This is a genomic window from Rhodanobacter sp. FW106-HT46G03 (assembly GCF_058789895.1).
In genome coordinates, this window is sequence record NZ_JBYTCC010000002.1 from 125904 (window position 1) to 143212 (window position 17309).

General features: G+C 62.3%; 12 protein-coding genes. 8 read left to right on the plus strand and 4 right to left on the minus strand.

Annotated features, from left to right (window positions below; genetic code table 11):
* Window positions 1-54: 54 nt before the first annotated feature.
* From AC3WP6_RS16740 to AC3WP6_RS16750, 3 genes are read right to left on the minus strand one after another with little or no spacing between them, the layout of a single operon-like run.
* Window positions 55-543: a DUF2127 domain-containing protein gene (locus tag AC3WP6_RS16740; RefSeq protein ID WP_369504037.1), complete on the minus strand. Its 489-nt coding sequence runs from the start codon at window positions 541-543 to the stop codon at window positions 55-57.
* Complete coding sequence (locus AC3WP6_RS16745; protein WP_369488096.1) at window positions 540-2009, minus strand: heavy metal sensor histidine kinase; 1470 nt, start codon at window positions 2007-2009, stop codon at window positions 540-542. Before AC3WP6_RS16745 ends, AC3WP6_RS16740 begins: the two co-directional genes overlap by 4 nt.
* A complete protein-coding gene (locus AC3WP6_RS16750) occupies window positions 1999-2679 on the minus strand; it encodes a heavy metal response regulator transcription factor (protein ID WP_369488097.1) in 681 nt (226 codons plus the stop codon). Before AC3WP6_RS16750 ends, AC3WP6_RS16745 begins: the two co-directional genes overlap by 11 nt.
* Window positions 2680-3138: 459 nt before the next feature.
* Here AC3WP6_RS16750 and AC3WP6_RS16755 point away from each other — a divergent pair, with 459 nt between their 5' ends.
* The 3 genes from AC3WP6_RS16755 (at window position 3139) to AC3WP6_RS16765 (ending at window position 5497) form a co-directional block, all read left to right on the plus strand.
* Window positions 3139-3441 carry a PepSY domain-containing protein gene (locus AC3WP6_RS16755; RefSeq protein WP_369488098.1) on the plus strand — a complete coding sequence of 101 codons (303 nt, stop codon included), beginning with the start codon at window positions 3139-3141 and terminating at the stop codon, window positions 3439-3441.
* Between the two features lie 162 nt (window positions 3442-3603).
* A complete protein-coding gene (locus tag AC3WP6_RS16760; protein ID WP_369488099.1) occupies window positions 3604-4698 on the plus strand; it encodes a glycosyltransferase family 9 protein in 1095 nt (364 codons plus the stop codon).
* A gap of 235 nt (window positions 4699-4933) precedes the next feature.
* Window positions 4934-5497: a DMT family transporter gene (locus AC3WP6_RS16765; protein ID WP_492628824.1), complete on the plus strand. Its 564-nt coding sequence runs from the start codon at window positions 4934-4936 to the stop codon at window positions 5495-5497.
* Window positions 5498-5499: 2 nt separating this feature from the next.
* Here the strand turns inward: AC3WP6_RS16765 and AC3WP6_RS16770 are convergent, their stop codons facing one another.
* Window positions 5500-8601 carry a Tn3 family transposase gene (locus AC3WP6_RS16770; protein ID WP_492628825.1) on the minus strand — a complete coding sequence of 1034 codons (3102 nt, stop codon included), beginning with the start codon at window positions 8599-8601 and terminating at the stop codon, window positions 5500-5502.
* Between the two features lie 278 nt (window positions 8602-8879).
* Between AC3WP6_RS16770 and AC3WP6_RS16775 the strand changes: the two genes are divergently transcribed.
* The 5 genes from AC3WP6_RS16775 to AC3WP6_RS16795 all read left to right on the plus strand — a co-directional run bounded on the left by AC3WP6_RS16775 (window position 8880) and on the right by AC3WP6_RS16795 (window position 17306).
* Window positions 8880-9899, plus strand: coding sequence for a glycosyltransferase family 2 protein (locus AC3WP6_RS16775; protein ID WP_015447884.1), 1020 nt, complete (start codon window positions 8880-8882; stop codon window positions 9897-9899).
* Window positions 9896-11611, plus strand: coding sequence for a glycosyltransferase family 39 protein (locus AC3WP6_RS16780; protein WP_015447885.1), 1716 nt, complete (start codon window positions 9896-9898; stop codon window positions 11609-11611). Before AC3WP6_RS16775 ends, AC3WP6_RS16780 begins: the two co-directional genes overlap by 4 nt.
* A gap of 99 nt (window positions 11612-11710) precedes the next feature.
* Window positions 11711-13126 (plus strand): TolC family protein, encoded by a 1416-nt coding sequence (locus AC3WP6_RS16785; RefSeq protein ID WP_015447886.1) that lies wholly within the window; start codon window positions 11711-11713, stop codon window positions 13124-13126.
* A complete protein-coding gene (locus tag AC3WP6_RS16790; protein ID WP_015447887.1) occupies window positions 13123-14175 on the plus strand; it encodes an RND family efflux transporter in 1053 nt (350 codons plus the stop codon). The genes AC3WP6_RS16785 and AC3WP6_RS16790 overlap by 4 nt, the downstream gene beginning before the upstream one ends.
* Window positions 14172-17306, plus strand: a complete 3135-nt coding sequence (locus AC3WP6_RS16795; protein ID WP_015447888.1) for an efflux RND transporter permease subunit — start codon at window positions 14172-14174, stop codon at window positions 17304-17306. The genes AC3WP6_RS16790 and AC3WP6_RS16795 overlap by 4 nt, the downstream gene beginning before the upstream one ends.
* Window positions 17307-17309 lie beyond the last annotated feature (3 nt).

Sequence of the window (17309 nt, forward strand, 5' to 3'; positions counted from 1 at the left end):
GACCCCCTAGTTGGACGTTCGTGATGAACCGCGCTCGGTTGGATGTCATTTCTGTCATTCGATGGGCGGAGTCTTGGCGGGTAGATGCCGCCACTCGCGCACGATCAGGCACGTCACGATGACGTCGATGACGGTGAGTAGGCCAAGCAGCAACGAAGGCTGATGGAGCTGCCGGTAGCCCTGATAGCCCATGAAGGTCGTCATCAGCACGACCGCCATCGGGTATGACCAGCGCAGCCCACGCAGCAACCCCACCACCATCACGATCTTCACCAGTCCATGCGCGAGCAGATAGATTCCCGCAAAATGCCGCGTGCTCAGCGAGAGCTGCTGCGCCATGTGCTGCAGGTAATTGGCGACGACATCGTGCGGATCCTCGATCAGCTCCTGCCGCGTGAGCAGCGCCACGGCGTGATGAATCGCCGGTCGACCGGTCAGCAGCAGCGCACTGCCGCCCACCAGTTCCAACAGGCCATCCAGCCCTTTGATGACGATGCCGATCTTGAACGCGCGATGCGCGACATGGGCCAAGTTTGGCTTCATAGGTGCGCGGATGTCGGCGATGGCGTGCCAGTTGATGTGCCGGGCTGGATCTGCAGGGCCGACGGCACATGCATGGTCACGCTGGTACCGCGGCCGCGCACACTCTCCACGCGCACTGTGCCGCCATGCAGTTCGACGATTGTTTTCACGATGGATAGCCCTAGTCCGGTGCCTTGGCCGACGCCGCGACGCCGCGCCGCGTCCACCTGGTAAAAGCGATCGAACAGGTGCGTCAGGTGCGCCGCCTCGATGCCTTCGCCGTCGTCCTGCACGCGGATGTCGACACCGGAAGCCACTTCCTGCAACGTGATCCGCACCTCGCCACCGTCGTGCGAATGGCGTATGGCATTGCCCAGAAGATTCGCCAGCGCCTGCCGCAGCAACAGCGGATCGGCCACTGTTGTAGCGGCGCCGTCCAGACGAATGCGGATGTCGCGAGCGGTCGCGCTTGGGGCATGCTGGGCAGTCACCCAGGCAAAGGCTTGCGCTATATCGAAACACTCGCAGCGCAGGGCTTGCTCGGCGTGCTCGGCGCGCGCCATGAACAGCAGGTTCTCGATCAGCCCATTGAGCCGCCGGCATTCTTCCAGGCCCGACTCCAGCGCCGTGCGATAATCTGCCGCGTCGCGCGGGCGCATCAGGCACACCTCCAGTTCGCCACTGAGGTTGGCCAGAGGCGTGCGCAACTCGTGCGCCAGATCAACCGAAAAGCGCGACAGTCGTGAAAACGCCTCCTCGATCCGTGCCAGCATCGCGTTGAACACCAGCACCAAGTCGTGCAGCTCGTCCGGCCACGGCGGTGTCAGTGGCAATCGGGCCGAGAGGTCAACTGGCGTGATCGCGCGCGCGGCACCGGCGATACGCGTGAGCGGTGCCAACCCCTGCGCCGCCACCCAGCGCCCGGCGAACGCCAGCAGCGGCACCAGCAGCAGAAACGCCAATGCCAGCGCGCGACGCAGGCTGTTCTGCAGCGCTGCGTCGCGGGTCACGTCCAATGCCAGCTGCAGTTCCGGTGGTGTGTCGCCGTTGACGCGGGTCAATCGCACTGTCGCCAGCATGTAGATATACTGGTCCGCGTGATGCGGTTGCAGCGGCCCCGCCGGCAGGCCGTCGGTGGCGGGAGGGAACACCGTAACGGGCAGCTCGCGCCGCATCTCCGGCGTCTCGCCTAGCACGTGCCCACCGATGAGCACGCGCGCCTCGTACTGACGCAAGCGCGTGCCCTCGGTTTCCTTCGCGATCTCGCCCAGCAGCACCTGCGGCTTGCCCTCGGCGTCGTTCAGGTCCATCTGCAACTCGGCCACCTTGGCCTGCATGAAACGCAGATGCTCGGCGCTAAAGTTGGTCGACAGGCGCCAGTCGGTGATGCCGGCGAATAGGACGACGGCGGTCAGCGCCACGAGGGTGTAGAGCAAGCTCAGCCGCGCGCCGATCGAGCGCCGCCGCCACGGCAGTTCAATGCTCATGGCTGTCCAGCATGTAGCCGACACCGCGCACGGTGTGCAGCAGCGGCGCAGCAAATGGCGCATCCAACTTGCTGCGCAAACGCCGGATCACCACGTCGACCACGTTCGTTTGTGATTCAAAGCAAATGCCCCACACACTTTCGGCGATCAACGTGCGCGACAGCACTCGTCCACGGTGCCGCACCAGTAGCAGCAGCAGGGCATACTCCTTCGGCGTGAGCTGAAGTGTCCGGCTGTCTCGGGTGACTTGGTGGCGCAGCGAGTCGATCAGCAGCGGTCCCACGCGCAGCATCGCCGCTTCACCCGTCGGCTCGCCCTGGCGCAACAGATTGCGCAGCCGCGCCAGCAGCTCGGCGAAAGCGAAGGGTTTCACCAAGTAGTCGTTGGCGCCGATCTCGAAGCCGCGCACGCGGTCTTCCACGTGATCGCGCGCGGTGAGAAACAGCACCGGGGTACGGATCGCCTCGCTACGCATGGTCTGCACGATGCTCCAGCCATCGCGGCCCGGCAGCATTACATCCAGCACCGCCGCGTCAAAGGCGTGCTCACGCAGCAACGTCAACGCCACGTTGCCATCCTCGGCGAGTTCGACCGAGTAGCCTTGTTCTCCCAAGCCCCGAGCCAGGTAGCGCCGGGCTTTGACCTCATCTTCGGCAACGAGTATTCGCATGATTGGGTGGGGGTTCGGTGAAGTCATCCGCAAGCCAGATGATACGTTCGACGCCCCACCTTGACACGGAACCGCATCGGTTGGCGGATGCGGCGCATGACCCGCGCAGGGACACCCTCAAGGTGAGAGGCATCCAAAGTGTTGGAAGCTCTTCGGCTACAACGCCAGCGTCAGGCGATCGCCTAAGCATCATGCTTCCTCGGGTACTCCGACTCGGCGCAGGCGTTCCCGACGCTGTCTGTTCGCAAGCCAGGACCTGCCGGTGGCGGCAGGCTGGTGGCTCGTCGAGAAGGCGTTGTCCACCTTCACCTTTCGTGGCAGATCTGGCGGGCTGGATTGAAAGCCGTGGTCATGGCCGGCCGATAAGGGCGGACTAAGTGTGGCGACGTAGGGTGCAGGTACAGCTCGCCGCATGCTCGTCGCGCGCGGCGTTCCTCATCATCCACGCCGGAGAAAAACATGCGCAAATCGATCATCCTCGTCCTCCCGGTCGCCCTGTGTGGCTTTGTGACGGTCGCGCAGGCCCAGACGCCTTCCCAGCCGGCCACGCAAGCGAAAATCAGCATGATGCAGGCGCGCAGGATCGCGTTGAAGACCTTCCCCGGTAGGATCGTCAGCGGCGAACTGGAGCAGGAGGCCGGCGGCAGTGGACTGCGCTACTCGTTCGACATCAAGGCGGGCAAGAACACGCATGAGGTTGGTGTCGACGCGAAGACCGGCAAGGTGCTGGAAAACTCGCTCGACAACAACGACGCGGATTGACGTGTACCGCGATCACAGCAAATAGCCTGCCATCACCCTGCATTTCCAGAGGTGTGGGCGTACTTGACGCAATTGCCTAACAACGGTCCGCCGGGACCCGCCGCAGGCGAACGCAGAAATCACCTACGGCGCTGTCTCGTTGCGTTCTGCTTTCAGCGTCTGTTGAAATCCATCGAAGCACAGTTGTGCGAACCTGACCAACTACCGGTTCGCGGCATCCATCGCGTGCTCGTCTGCCGCCCCAATCACCGCCTGGGCAACACCATTCTGCTCAGTCCCCTGCTGACGGAAATCGAGACGCTGTATCCCGGTGCCGAGATCGACATGGTCAACGGCGGCTGTGCGGCGGAGAGCCTATTCGCCAACCGCTTCCAGGTTCGTGCGATCTATTCGCTACCGCGAAAAATCGCGCGGCATCTGTGGTCGACCGCCCGTTTGCTCCGACAACTACGAGGCAACACCTACGATCTGGCCATCGATGCCAGCTATGGCTCGCAGTCCGGCCGTTTGCTGTTGGCCATCGTCAGGGCACGTTTCAAGCTGGGATATCCGGACGAGCATGGAAGCAGGCATGCGGCATTGCGCGCCATGCCTTGCCCAGAACATCAGGCGCATCGCAGCGTATTCCTGCTGCGCGCTGCGTATGCGGGAGCGGTCCGGCAAGCTTTTCCGTCGCTCAATCTGCGGATATCGGACGCTGAAATGACGCAAGCCCGGCAGACGCTGGCAGCAATCCTCGGCGAAACGGAGCGATCGCATGGCACGTCAGCTGTCGTCGGCCCAGCTGTCGTCGGCATATTCGCCAACGCCACGGACGACAAACGTTACGACACAGATTGGTGGATGCAGTTCATCCACACGCTGCTGGCCCGACAACCGGATCTTCGCATCGTGGATCTGGTGGCTGAACATGGCCAAAGCCAGCTTGGTGGAGATTTCCCTTGTTACTACACGCGCAACCTGCGCCACCTTGCCGCGGTGATCGCGAACATGGATGGTTTCATCAGCGCGGATTGCGGCGTGATGCACCTGGCCGTCGCCAGCGGCACGCCGACTCTCGGCCTGTTCAAGGCCACGTGCTCGAAAAAATACGGTCCATGCGGACAGGGCCATACAGCCATCGACACCCGGACCATGCTTGCCGCTGAAGTCGCCACCATCGCGTTGGACTGGCTCGATCTGACGGTGCCGGATCCGCCGCAACGCTCATCATCCGATGGGCCAGACAACCTCCTGACGCCCAGGAGGCTTGCATGATGGAATTTTGCATCCGGTACCCATCGACGAGACACGCTATCTCGCGGTCGTGTGGAACATGCACTGGAGCGGACATTGGGTGGTTCCGCAACTGGACGGCCCCCCGTTTGGACAAGGCGCACGGGTCTGGGCCGCGTCCATATCCGCCCGCGCGGCCTGCACCTCGGGGTTGGCTTGCCAAATATGGCGCACCGCCTCTTCCCAATCTATCGACCATCGTCCATATCATGGGACCATGAAACAACCCAACTCCGATCAAACACGAAGCATCCTGCAGGCACTGGCCGCCGCCGTTCTCTTCGGACTGAGCACGCCATTGGCCAAGTTGCTTATCGGCACGATTCCGCCTTTGCTGCTGGCGGGATTGCTGTACGCCGGTTCAGGCATCGGGCTGTCGTTGTGGATACTGCTGCGCAAGGTACGCCACCAGGCGCCGACCGAAGCGCCGTTGATCCGGCGCGATGTCCCGTGGCTGGCGGGCGCCGTGCTGGCGGGCGGTGTACTCGGCCCGATCCTTCTCATGGTAGGGCTCACACGCACACCCGCTTCGACCGCTTCGTTGCTGCTCAATCTGGAAGGGGTGCTGACCGCGGTCATTGCGTGGGTGGTGTTCCGCGAAAATGTGGATCGCCGGGTATTCCTCGGCATGCTGGCGATCATTGCCGGCAGCGTGCTGCTTTCCTGGCAGCGTCAGACGAACACCGACATTCCCTGGGGTGCCTTGGCGATCACCGGTGCCTGCCTGTGCTGGGCCATCGACAACAATTTGGCTAATTTTGCCCAACCCCCAAAAATGTAAAATCAGCCGAGAGGTACTTCCGGTATCTCCCTCAACGCTTTGTTCCAGTAATCTGGATCGGCGAATCTGGCGGCAAGCGCATCGATATCGACCTTGTCTGTCTTTTCGTCGAATTCGAATGTGCCAAACAGGTTGATGTGCTGCCAGGCCACTGGTGATATTCCCCGCAAGAAGGCGATAGCCTCCTGGTCGCCAGCGGCCACCTTCTGTGCATACACCTTGGACAGCAGGGCCGTGTTGTAGAAGATGATCGCGTTGGCAATCAGGCGCGAGCATTCGTTCCAGATCTGCTGCTCGGCTTCGGTGTGAACTCGGAACTTGCCGCCGTTGACGTAGGCAACCGCCTTGCGGAACCGGTGATACGCCTCCCCTCGGTTCAGTGCTTTTTGCACGCTTTGCCGCAAATCCACGTCATCGATGAAATCGAGGATGTATAGCGTGCGGCAGACGTTGTCGAGCTCCCACAGGGCCTTCTTCGTCTGGTTCTGGCGAGCATAGCTGCTCAGCTTGCGGACGATGGTGGCCTGAGTGACATCCTTTTGTGCCAGTGAGGCCATGATGCGTTGGATGTTGGGCCATTCCTTCACGATCAGCTCGTCGTAGACTTTGCGAGCCGGCTTGATGAGCATGTCGACGTAGTGACTAGGATTCTCGAAGGCGACCAGAGTTTGCATCTTTTTGTGCAGATCGCGGTAGCGCGGTGCGAAGCCATACCCGAAGGTGCGTAAGATCCAGAAGTTGACCTGGTTGGTACCGTGCGTATCGGTTGAATGCCGCTCCGGCTTGATGTCGGATGTGTTGTTGTACAACAGGTCGAACACATAGTGACTTTCGTGCTCGTGCGTACCAATGATGCGGGCGTTGATCGGCACGTGATTGGCCACCAACGTATAGGCGCTCACGCCCTTCTGCAACCCGAAATACTTCGGCGAGTATCGGGAATTGATGGTGTCGATCTGGGTTTCGATGCGCTGCCCGTCGCTGCTGGAATGCATTTCGTCGCGGATGTCATACAGGTGGAACGCCGGCAAGGTCGCGATGGCATTGGTGATGGCATCGTTGGCGGCCCGTAGCGTTTCGAGCCGCAGGTAGTTGCGCGCGGTGCCCTGCAACGACGAAAAGCTCAGGCCAGAAACCTCCGCCATTTTCCACAGGCCCATGTTGGTGCCCAGCGCGACCACGCAGGCGAGGATTTCACGGGCATCGGGGGCATGCTTGACGTAGCGGTCGAGCACATGGGTAAAGGCCCCCAGGAAGCCCGTCGCTCCTGTGACGAATCTCAACAGGTCAGCTATGCCGGTGCCGGGCAACTGGCTATAGAACGACCCGCTGACGGGTTCCTCCGCCGTCGGGTAGATCAGCTTCCACCGTCGTCTCTCGGCACGGCCGGTGACTTTGATGTGTTTGTTGGCGGAGTCGGTAATGCGCTGGTTCACTTGCGCGAATCGAGTTTCTATCGCTTCACGGAACGTGCTCAGCGTGTCCTCGATGGGGGTCATGAGAAGCGGTGCGCCAACCTCCTGTAGAACGGTCTCGCGCTGCTCCCAGCGCGTGTCGCTGATCAGGTCATCTTCGAAGCGACGGAACTCATTACTGTCCTTGACGAACAGGTCTCCGGCTTCCAGGGCGTTCCGTAACAGTCGATAGACGAGGAATTCATAGCGATCGACTTCCAATCGCTTGCCCTGATCCTTCGCATCGCCTGCTCCGTCACCCTCGGTAAAGAGGTGGCGCTGCAGACCCTTCGGGATCATCGCTGTGGGAAACAGCGCCGGCGGGGTCTGTCGCGGCGATTTGCCGGCACGCAACAGTTCCTGCAGGAACATTACCGCATCCAGCAGCGGCGCATCCTCCACCCGGCCGGCAAAGTCCAGTTCGCAGAACATGTGTCGAAGGTTGCGCTTGAACCGGTGCGACAGCGTCGTGTAGTAGGACCACTGGAACGCGGTCTTGTCGAAAGCGACGTTGCGCAGGTAGTCGGCCACTGCAGCGAAGCGCTCCGGCTTTAGCAGTTCAAAGGCTTTCTTCTTGACCGTGGCGAACGGGCTGTCGACGGCGATGGACTTGTCGATGAACAGGCGAAGCACCTCGCCCGCCGCCTGCAAGTGTTCGCTGGCGTCCACCAGCGTCTGCTGCATCGCCGCCTCGGCGGCGTGTTTGGACTGCTTTTCATACTGGTCGACCAGATGAATGAACGCCTCGATGAGGTTGTCGTTGATCTGTCGGAAGCGATGGAAAGCGAAACAGAGCAGGTACAGGCGCGTCGTGCCCTTGGGCATGCGCTGCAGTTTGTAGACCGTGTAGAACTTGACCAGCGACGCATAGTACTTGCCGCTCTCGTTGGACAAGCCGGCCGCGACGAGAAAGCTCTGGGCGAACTCGTGCAGCGGCTGGAAGAATTTTCGCCGTTCGACTTCGCGCTTGAGCTCCTTGTAGCTGAAGTCCTTCGGTTCACGCTTGAGCGCACTGATCCGATACATCTGTTCGTCGGCCCGCAGCAAGTCGTCGAGACTTCGCTCGACCGCTGGGGTCATCGCCTGTTCGAGTAGGCGGGTGACGCGATGGCGTTCGTGCGTCACCACCCGTCCCACCATGTCCTGCATCGTCGTGTACTGCAGCGCCACGATCCGTTCGTTGCTCAGGTGCTGCAGTGACTCACGCCGGATGTACAGCGGTTGGGTCGACAGTGTTGCGATTCGCTGGGCTTTTTGCTCCAGCTCCGTCTTGGCGACGTTGTCGCACACGCGGTACCCAAATAGGTCGAGAACGGTTTGCTGGATGGCACCGCGCGTGGGCCTGGATGGCGCCTTGATCGATTCGACGGTCTGGCCCGGAAAATACTGCCCGAGCAGGTAGCACAGGTCATTGGCCACGGCGCCCTGCTCGAAGGTGAAGAACTGTCGCTTGGCCTTGAAGTAGCCCAACTCCAATGCCAAATACAGGCCGACGGCAGGAGTGCGTGCGTCGACAGCGGCCTTTTCCGCTGGGCTTAGGTCGAAGTAAAGGTTCCGGTCGTCGTCGGTAAATTTGGGCAGTCCATACAGGTCTTCAACCTCTTCAGAAGTGAGGATGTTCAGACGGTGAGAATCAGAGGCCGACGTCATTCAAATTGCCCGGAGAGTTTGTTCTTTTGCAGCGACCAGGAGCTTCGTTATCGCTGCTTCGTCAGTGCCAGCATAGAGTCAAGAACGAGGTGGTGACGATACCCGGTGTGAATGTGCCAGGCGATCAGTCAATCGTCGTCGTCCACACGACCCGCTGGCCGGTCGTTTCAGATTCAATTGTCCAGAGCACGCTTAACGAATAATTGAGAAGTCGTTGAGTGGGGACGCGCGGGTTGCTCATTACTGTGCCGACGATGTCATAGCGCGCAGGGATATTCGTGGCCCCATCCGTCCGTCTCACCGTTGTGGTGCCCGCGTACAACGAAGCGGAAGTGCTCCCCCTGTTTCATGCGCGTCTTGTCGGCGTGCTCGATGGGATGGCGCTCGATGCGCGGGTGATCTATGTCGATGACGGAAGTCGCGATGGCACATGGCTCGTACTCAACCGGCTGATGGGCCAAGACCCGCGCATCGGCGCGCTGCGCTTGAGCCGCAACTTCGGCAAGGAAGCCGCACTGACCGCGGGTCTCGACGCCGTGACGGATGAGGCCGATGCCATCGTCATCATTGATGCCGATCTGCAAGATCCGCCCGAACTTATTCCTGAACTGCTGGCGCGCTGGCGCGCTGGCTACGACGTGGTTTACGCCACTCGCGAACACCGTGAAGGCGAGAGCTGGTTCAAGCGAGCGACGGCACATCTCTTCTACCGTTTGATGGCGCGCATGGCGGCGTTCAACGTGCCGCACGATACTGGTGATTTCCGCCTGATGTCGGCGCGTGCGGTGGCCGCGCTGCGCCAGTTGCGTGAGCGCCAACGTTTCATGAAGGGCCTGTTCGGCTGGATCGGCTATCCCCATACGGCGGTGATGTACCAGCGCAGCCCTCGCCAAGCAGGTCGCACCAAATGGAACTACTGGCGGCTGTTCAATCTGGCGGTGGAAGGCATCACGTCGTTTTCCATTCTGCCGCTGCGACTGGCCACGGCCGTGGGTGTTGCGACGTCGGTGTGCGCCTTCAGCTATGGCGCAGGGGTCTTTATCAAGGCGGTGCTGTGGGGTGATCCGGTCAAGGGTTATCCCTCACTGATGGTGGTGGTTCTGGTGCTGGGCGGTCTGCAACTGCTGGCATTGGGCGTGCTCGGCGAATATCTCGGCCGTGTATACGCGGAAGTCAAACAGCGGCCGATCTATCTGATCGAGGCGGCGTGTCAGGTGCTGGCGATGCCCTCGCCACGCGGCACCGACACACCGCCATCGGTGGTCGCCGCATCGCTCCCCATCAAGGATCCTCGATGAGCGTCAAGCACACGGTTCAAAATGACGCTCGCACCGCGGGTGCCTGGTACGCGCGATTCAGCGGGGCCGCCTTGTTGCTGGGGATCGGGTGGCTCGCGGCCTGGTTTTACGGACTGGCAGGCCGCTCGCTTGGCGAACCGGATGAAGGGCGGTATGCAGAAGTCGCCTACGAGATGTTGACCCGCGGCGACTGGATCACGCCCCGCCTGGATGGTTTCAACTTCTTCGATAAGCCGCCCTTGCATTACTGGGCCAGCGCGACCGCCTATGCGCTCTTCGGGGCGCATCCGTGGAGCGCACGCCTGTGGTGCGCGCTCACCGGATTGCTGGCGATCGTGGCGATCGGCTGGGCCGGTGCGCGGCTATTCGGTCGTGAAGCAGGCGGTTACGCGGCCGCCATACTCGGAAGTTCGTTACTGTTCGCTTTCGCCGCGCATATCAACACGCTGGATATGGGGGTCACGGCGTTTCTCGCGGTGGGCATGGCGTGTTTTCTGGTGGCGCAGTTCGATCCGACCGCGCGGCATCTGCGCACACGACTGAACCTGCTGATGTGGGCAGCGCTGGCCCTGGCGGTGCTTTCCAAAGGACTGATCGGCGTGGTGTTTCCCGGCATGATCCTGGGCATCTTCATGCTGTGGCAGCGTGACTGGGGGGTACTGCGGCGCGTGTCCCTCGTGCCCGGTGTACTGGTGCTGCTGGTGCTGTGCGCGCCGTGGTTCATTTTGATATGCCGCCTGCATCCGGATTTCTTCGACTATTTCTTCATCCGGGAGCATTTCACGCGGTTCTTGACCTCGGCCGACGGTCGCTCCAAGGTCTTTGGGTTCTTTCTCCCCGTCGTGATCCTCGGCATGTTTCCCTGGACGTTGCTGTTGCCATGGAACAGGACCGGGTGGCGTGCTATCGGTGCCAGCCAACCCGCACAACGCTTCCTGTTGGTCTGGGTGAGCGTGGTCTTCGTGTTCTTTTCGGCCTCGCATTCCCAGCTACCGTTCTACATTCTGCCGGTGTTTCCTGCCTTGGCGCTGTTGCTGGGACGCGCGGCCACGGTTCTGCCGCTGCAGGCCCTGGCGCGCCGTTTTTGGTTGATCGCCACTCTGGCGACCCTCAGCGCTGCGATAGCCATCGTGGTCATGCTCGCTGCACGCACGGCGATTCCGAAACAGGTATTGGAGGACGTGTTGAGCGGGGTGTCGTTGGCCTTGTTGCTGATGGCGGTCGCCGCGATGGTGGGTACGTGGGCCTTGCATCGTGACCGTCGCCGCACCGCCATTCATGGGCTTGCCTTGGCCACCCTGATCGGATGGCAGCTTTCGCTGGTGGCATCGCAGCCCTTCGTCGACATGCGCTCCGCCGCACCCGTCGCTCGTCTCATCCAGCCCGAGCTCGGGCCGCACACCGAGGTATTCACGGTGAATGCGTATTTACGAGGGTTGCCGTTTTACCTTGGGCGCCCCATCACCGTGGTCGACCAAAATTCCGATGATCTGACGCCCGGCTTGGCGTCGCGGCCGGACGGCTACATCGCCGACCTCGCCACGTTCGAACAGCGCTGGCGCTCCAGCAATGATGCGATCGCCCTGGTCGCGGACAACCTGGTGGGACAACTGCGGAGCGAGGGGCTGCCGTTTCGTGAGCTGGGCCGCGAAGCGACCGGTGTCATTATCAGCCGACACGAAACGGCACCACCCCCACGGGCGATGCCATGAGGGGGACACCGATGATGCGTGATGGCAGTTGCCCGAAGGCGTATGTCGCACCAGGCACGTTCCCGTGAAGAACCGATTGATCTCCTGCGCGGAAGATTCATGAACAAGCACGTTACACGCATCGTGGTCGTCGGCCTGGCACTCGGTTTGACAGCCTGCGCAAGCTATCGGCCACGGCCGATTGAACCGGCCGCCACCGTCACTGCGTTCGAGCACCGCTCGTTGCACGATCCGAGTCTGCAGGCGTTTCTGCAGCGAAACGACTCCGCGTACCACCCGACCACGGGGCCATCCTCGTGGGATCTGCGCTCCCTCACTTGGGTGGCTCTGTACTATCAGCCGGATCTCGATGTGGCACGCGCCAAATGGCGCGCCGCCGAGGCAGCAGTGATCACGGCCGGCGCCCGTCCGAATCCGACGTTGGATTTCACCAATCAATACAACGTCGATGCCCCTGCTGGCGTGTCGCCCTGGACGGTGGGCCCAACAATCAATGTACCGATCGAGACGGCAGGCAAACGCGGCGACCGGATTCGACAGGCGCAGCAACTGGCCGAAGCGGCACGCTTGAATATCGCGGAGACCGCGTGGCAAGTCCGCCGTCGCGTGCGCAGCAGCTTGCTTGGCGTGTATCCCACCGTGCCCTTGCTGCGTCGACAACAGGAGCGACAAGCGGAGCTGGTCAGGTTGATCGAACGGCGGACTGCAACGGGGGAAGCGTCGCAGCCGGAGCTCATCCAGGCGCACATCACGCTCAACCAGCTCAGCTTGAATCTGCAGGAAGCGCAGAAGCGTCTTGCTGAAAACCGGGTGCAGTTGGCGTCGGCGTTGGGTCTGCCGGTGAGTGCGCTCCATGGCGTCACGCTGTCGATGACGACGTTCGAGCATATGCCACCCCTGAGCGCGTTGCCGTCGCATGACGTGCAACGTCAAGCGCTGCGGGATCGCCCCGATGTCCGCGCTGCGCTGGCCGACTACGAAGCCAGTCAGGCCGCGTTGCAAGGCGAAGTGGCCAAGCAATATCCCGACATCACGCTCGGTCCGGGTTTTCTGTGGGATGCCGCACAGGCCAAGTGGTCGTTGGGGCTATCGCTGGTGCTGCCGTTGTTCAACCACAATCAGGGGCCGATCGCCGAAGCCCAGGCGCATCGCCAGCAGGCGGCCGCCAATTTTCTTGCCGTGCAAGCGCAGGCGATCGGCGAAGTCGACCAAGCGCTGGCCGGCTATCGCCAGGTTGTCGGCAAACTTGGTACCGCCGATACCTTGCTGGCGGCCCAACGCAAAGCGGCGCGCTCAGCCGAGGCGCTGTATCAGGCGGGCGAAACGGATCGGTTGAGTCTGATCGGCGCCCAGGTGGAATTGGCCGCGGCCGAACTGGCCCGTCTCGATACCCTCCTGCAGGCCCAGCAATCGCTGGGCGCGCTCGAAGATGCCATGCGGCACCCCTTGGGTGCACTTGCGACCGACATTCACACCCTTGAAAACGCGCCCCGCATGCAGGATTCCCAGCCATGAACAAGAAATCCATTCTCGCGGCCATCCTGGGCGCCATCGTGCTGGCTCTGGCGGTCTGGGGATTCCTGGCTGGCCAGAAGGAGCGCGCCACGGAGGCCCAGCGCGAGGCTCCGGTGAAGGCGCCGTCGCGCGTGTCGCAGGTGCAGGATCAAACGGCGGTCACGCTGGATACGGCGGATCAGAAGCAGAGCGGGATCGTCGTGGTCGCGCAACAGGCCATGGCCCATCGTCCGATGCTGCAAACGTTCGGAACGGTGCTGGATGTAGCGGATCTGATCGCGTTGCGCAACGCCAACGTCGCCGCCCAAACCCAGGTGGACAAGGCCGAGGCGGCGCTGCAGGCTTCCCACGCCGAATACCAGCGACTGCAATCGTTGCATCGCGACGAACGCAATATTTCCGACAAGGTCTTGCAGGCGGCCGCCGCGGTATGGCATGCCGACCAAGCCGCTTGGCGGGCGGCGCAAGCCGCGCTGACCGCCGCGCAGCAGACCGCAAGCCAGCAATGGGGCGACGTCTTGGCCAAGGCGGCGGATGCGAATATGCCGCTGTTCACGCGTCTGGTCACTCGCCAGCAAGTCCTGGTCCAGGTGGTGTTGCCGGCGACCACCGCACTCGCCCAGCCCCCTGCCCAAGCGCGCGTGCAGAGCGTCAATGGTGACTTTCACGCCGCCACCTTGATCTCGCCCGCGCCACGCACCGATCCCCGTCTGCAGGGGGCCAGTTTCTTCTATGCCGTGTCGGCCGAAGGTCTCTTGCCGGGCATGGCGGTCACCGCGTATCTGCCCTCGGGCACGTCGTTACAAGGCACGATGATTCCCGGCTCGGCGGTTGTGTGGTGGCAGGGTCGATCGTGGATTTATAGCCGCAACCAGCCTGACCGTTTCGTGCGCCATGCGTTACCGGTCGACAACCCGGTGGACGGCGGCTGGTTCGTGGCCCAGGGGTTTGCTCGGGGCGAACCGATTGTGGCAACGGGCGCGCAATTGTTGCTCTCGGAAGAGCAGCGGTCACGCATTGCCGTAGGTGAAGACGGAGACAAGCAATGAGGCAGGACGCGCCGGGGCTGCTGGCGGCGATCGTCCGCTTCTCGTTGCGGTTTCGTGGTGTGGTGCTGGTGCTGGCGGGCATCCTGATTGTCTATGGCACGCTCACACTGTCGCGTAGCAAATACGACGTGTTTCCGGAATTCGCCCCGCCGCAGGTGTCGATTCAGACCGAAGCGCCAGGGTTGGCGCCCGAACAGGTGGAGGTGTTGGCGACCCAACCGATCGAGAACGCGATCAACGGCCTGCCGGGGCTGCAGGCGCTGCGATCGCAATCGATCCAGGGCTTGTCGGTGATCACCATCACCTTCAATCCGGGCAGCGACATCTATCGGGATCGGCAGAATCTCGGGGAGCGTCTCGGTGCGCTTGCCACCCAGTTGCCGCAAGGCGTGCAGGTGCCGGTGATGTCGCCGCTGACCTCCTCCACCAGTGTGGTGCTGGATATCGGCCTGACTTCCGACAAGCGATCGCTGATGGAGCTGCGCACGCTCTCCGACTGGACGCTGAAACCGGCGTTGCTGGCGGTACCGGGCGTCGCAAAGGTTGCGGTGTTCGGGGGCGATACCAAGGAATACCAGGTCCAGATCCACCCGGAGCAATTGCTCAAATACAATCTCGCGGTCGACGACGTCCTGACGGCGGCGCGTCGGGCCACGGGTGTGCGTGGTGCCGGGTTCATCGACACATCCAATCAGCGCATCGTCCTGCAGAGCGCCGGGCAAGCGCTCACCGTGCAGGAAATCGCCGGTACCATCGTGCGGCATCAGGCGGGTGGAAATGTCACCTTGGGTGACGTCGCGCAGGTGGTCGTTGCCCCGGAGCCGCCCATCGGGGCGTCCTCGATCATGGGCCATCCGGCCGTCCAGTTGGTGATTTCCGAGCAGTACGGTGCCAATACACTTGAGGTCACTCAGAGCGTCGAAAAAGCGCTGGCCAGTATGAAGCCGGGCCTGACCGCGCAGGGCATCACCTTGCATGCCGATCTATTTCGTCCCGCCAACTTCATCACGACGGCGACAGGCAACATCAAATCTTCGCTGATGATCGGCGGCGTGCTCGTCGTGATCGTGCTGATGCTGTTCCTGTACAACCTGCGTACGGCCGCGATCTCGCTGGTGGCGATCCCGTTGTCGTTGCTCGCCGCCGTGACGGTATTGGAATATTTCGGCTTCAGCCTCAACACCATGACCTTGGGCGGCCTGGCCATCGCCATCGGTTTGCTGGTGGACGATGCGGTGATCGTGGTGGAGAACATCTACCGCCGGCTGCGCGAGAATCGGCATGCCGAGGTACCCCGCGCCGTCTTCACGGTGCTGCTGGACGCTTCGCTGGAAGTGCGCAGCGCGGTGGTCTACGCGACGCTGGCGATCGCGTTGGTGTTCATTCCCGTGCTGACCATGTCAGGCATCGCAGGGCGCCTGTTCGCGCCCTTGGGCATTGCCTATGTATTGGCGACGCTGGCCTCGCTCCTGGTCGCCATGACGGTCACCCCCGCCTTGTGCTACTTGCTGCTGGCCAACCGCCCCTTGCCGGAAAGCGAAGCGCCGTTGGTGCGTTGGACCAAGGATCGTTATCGCGGCATGCTGTTGCGTGTGGAGACCAGCTATCGCGTGGTCATGACGGTGGTCGTAGTGGTGACGTTGATGGCGGTGGCGGCGCTGCCGTTCTTCGGAGGCAGCTTTCTGCCGGAATTGCGCGAAGGCCATTTCATCGTGCACATGTCGGCGGTGCCGGGGACCTCGCTGCAGGAGTCGATACGCATCGGCAACCATGTGACCGCCGCACTGCTGAAGCTGCCCTTCGTCCGTTCGGTGTCGCAAAATGCCGGGCGTGCCGAAAAGGCCGACGACACGTGGGGCACGCAATACAGCGAGTTCAACGTCGATCTCAAACCTCTCAGCGGTGATGCGGCAGAAGCGGCTGTCTCGGATATTCGCAAGGCGCTGGCACCATTTCCCGGCGTCAACTTCGCGGTCAAGACCTTCCTGACCGAGCGTGTCGAAGAAACCCTGTCGGGCTTTACCGCCGCCGTGGCGGTCAATATCTACGGCAACGATCTGGACACGCTCGACGCCAAGGCGGCGGACGTCGCGAAGATTCTGGCGCAGCTGCCCGGCGCGGCGGATGTCCAAGTGCAGTCACCGCCGGGTACGCCGCAGTTGGTCGTACGCTTGCGCAAGCAAGCGCTGGCGCATTGGGGATTCGATGCGGTGACGGTGCTCGACGCCATCCGCACCGCCTACCAAGGCGATCAGGTCGGCCAGGTCTACGACGGGAACCGCGTGTTCAATGTCTCGGTCATCCTCGCGCCCCAACAACGTGGCAAGGTGGCCGAAGTGGGTGCCTTGCCGATTCGCAACGCCGCCGGCACGTATGTCCCACTGAAAGAACTGGCCGACGTCTATGAGGATGCGGGGCGCTACGTCGTCTTGCATGATGGTGCCCGGCGCGTGCAGACCGTGACCGCCAACGTGAGCGGGGGCAACGTCTCGGCTTTTGTCGCCGCCGCCCAACAGCAGATTGCCGCCAAGGTCGCGCTGCCGCCCGGCAGCTACGTGGAGTTTGGCGGTGCGGCTGCGGCGCAGAGCCAGTCCACGCATGATCTGCTGATCAATTCGCTGATCGCCGGTGTTGCCATCATCTTGTTGTTGTTCATGGTGCTCGGCAGCACGCGCAGTTTGTTGCTGGTGCTGGTCAATCTGCCGTTCGCGCTGGTCGGTGGGGTACTGGCGGTGTTCGCCACCGGCGGCGGCCTTTCCATCGGCTCGATGGTGGGTTTCGTCACCTTGTTTGGCATTACCCTGCGCAACTCGATCATGCTCTTGTCGCACTACGATCATCTGGTCAATGTCGAAGGCATGACATGGGGACCGGAGGCTGCCCTGCGCGGTGCGCAAGAACGCCTGTCGCCCATCTTGATGACCGCGCTGGTCACGGCCTTGGGGCTGTTGCCGCTGGCGATCGGCAGTGGCGCTCCGGGTCGCGAGATCGAGGGGCCGATGGCGCTGGTCATTCTCGGCGGATTGGTCACCAGCACCGCGCTCAATCTGCTGGTGCTGCCCACGCTGGCCCTGCGTTACGGTCGTTTCCAGCGCGATACGCCGGGCGACACCCACCCCGCGGAGGCTTAGCGG

Excerpts from the sequence above, each read along its gene's own strand:
- AC3WP6_RS16740 (WP_369504037.1), bottom strand. The coding sequence starts at position 543 with ATGAAGCCAAACTTGGCCCATGTCGCGCATCGCGCGTTCAAGATCGGC.
- AC3WP6_RS16745 (WP_369488096.1), bottom strand. The coding sequence starts at position 2,009 with ATGAGCATTGAACTGCCGTGGCGGCGGCGCTCGATCGGCGCGCGGCTG.
- AC3WP6_RS16750 (WP_369488097.1), bottom strand. The coding sequence starts at position 2,679 with ATGCGAATACTCGTTGCCGAAGATGAGGTCAAAGCCCGGCGCTACCTG.
- AC3WP6_RS16755 (WP_369488098.1), top strand. The coding sequence starts at position 3,139 with ATGCGCAAATCGATCATCCTCGTCCTCCCGGTCGCCCTGTGTGGCTTT.
- AC3WP6_RS16765 (WP_492628824.1), top strand. The coding sequence starts at position 4,934 with ATGAAACAACCCAACTCCGATCAAACACGAAGCATCCTGCAGGCACTG.
- AC3WP6_RS16770 (WP_492628825.1), bottom strand. The coding sequence starts at position 8,601 with ATGACGTCGGCCTCTGATTCTCACCGTCTGAACATCCTCACTTCTGAA.
- AC3WP6_RS16780 (WP_015447885.1), top strand. The coding sequence starts at position 9,896 with ATGAGCGTCAAGCACACGGTTCAAAATGACGCTCGCACCGCGGGTGCC.
- AC3WP6_RS16785 (WP_015447886.1), top strand. The coding sequence starts at position 11,711 with ATGAACAAGCACGTTACACGCATCGTGGTCGTCGGCCTGGCACTCGGT.
- AC3WP6_RS16790 (WP_015447887.1), top strand. The coding sequence starts at position 13,123 with ATGAACAAGAAATCCATTCTCGCGGCCATCCTGGGCGCCATCGTGCTG.
- AC3WP6_RS16795 (WP_015447888.1), top strand. The coding sequence starts at position 14,172 with ATGAGGCAGGACGCGCCGGGGCTGCTGGCGGCGATCGTCCGCTTCTCG.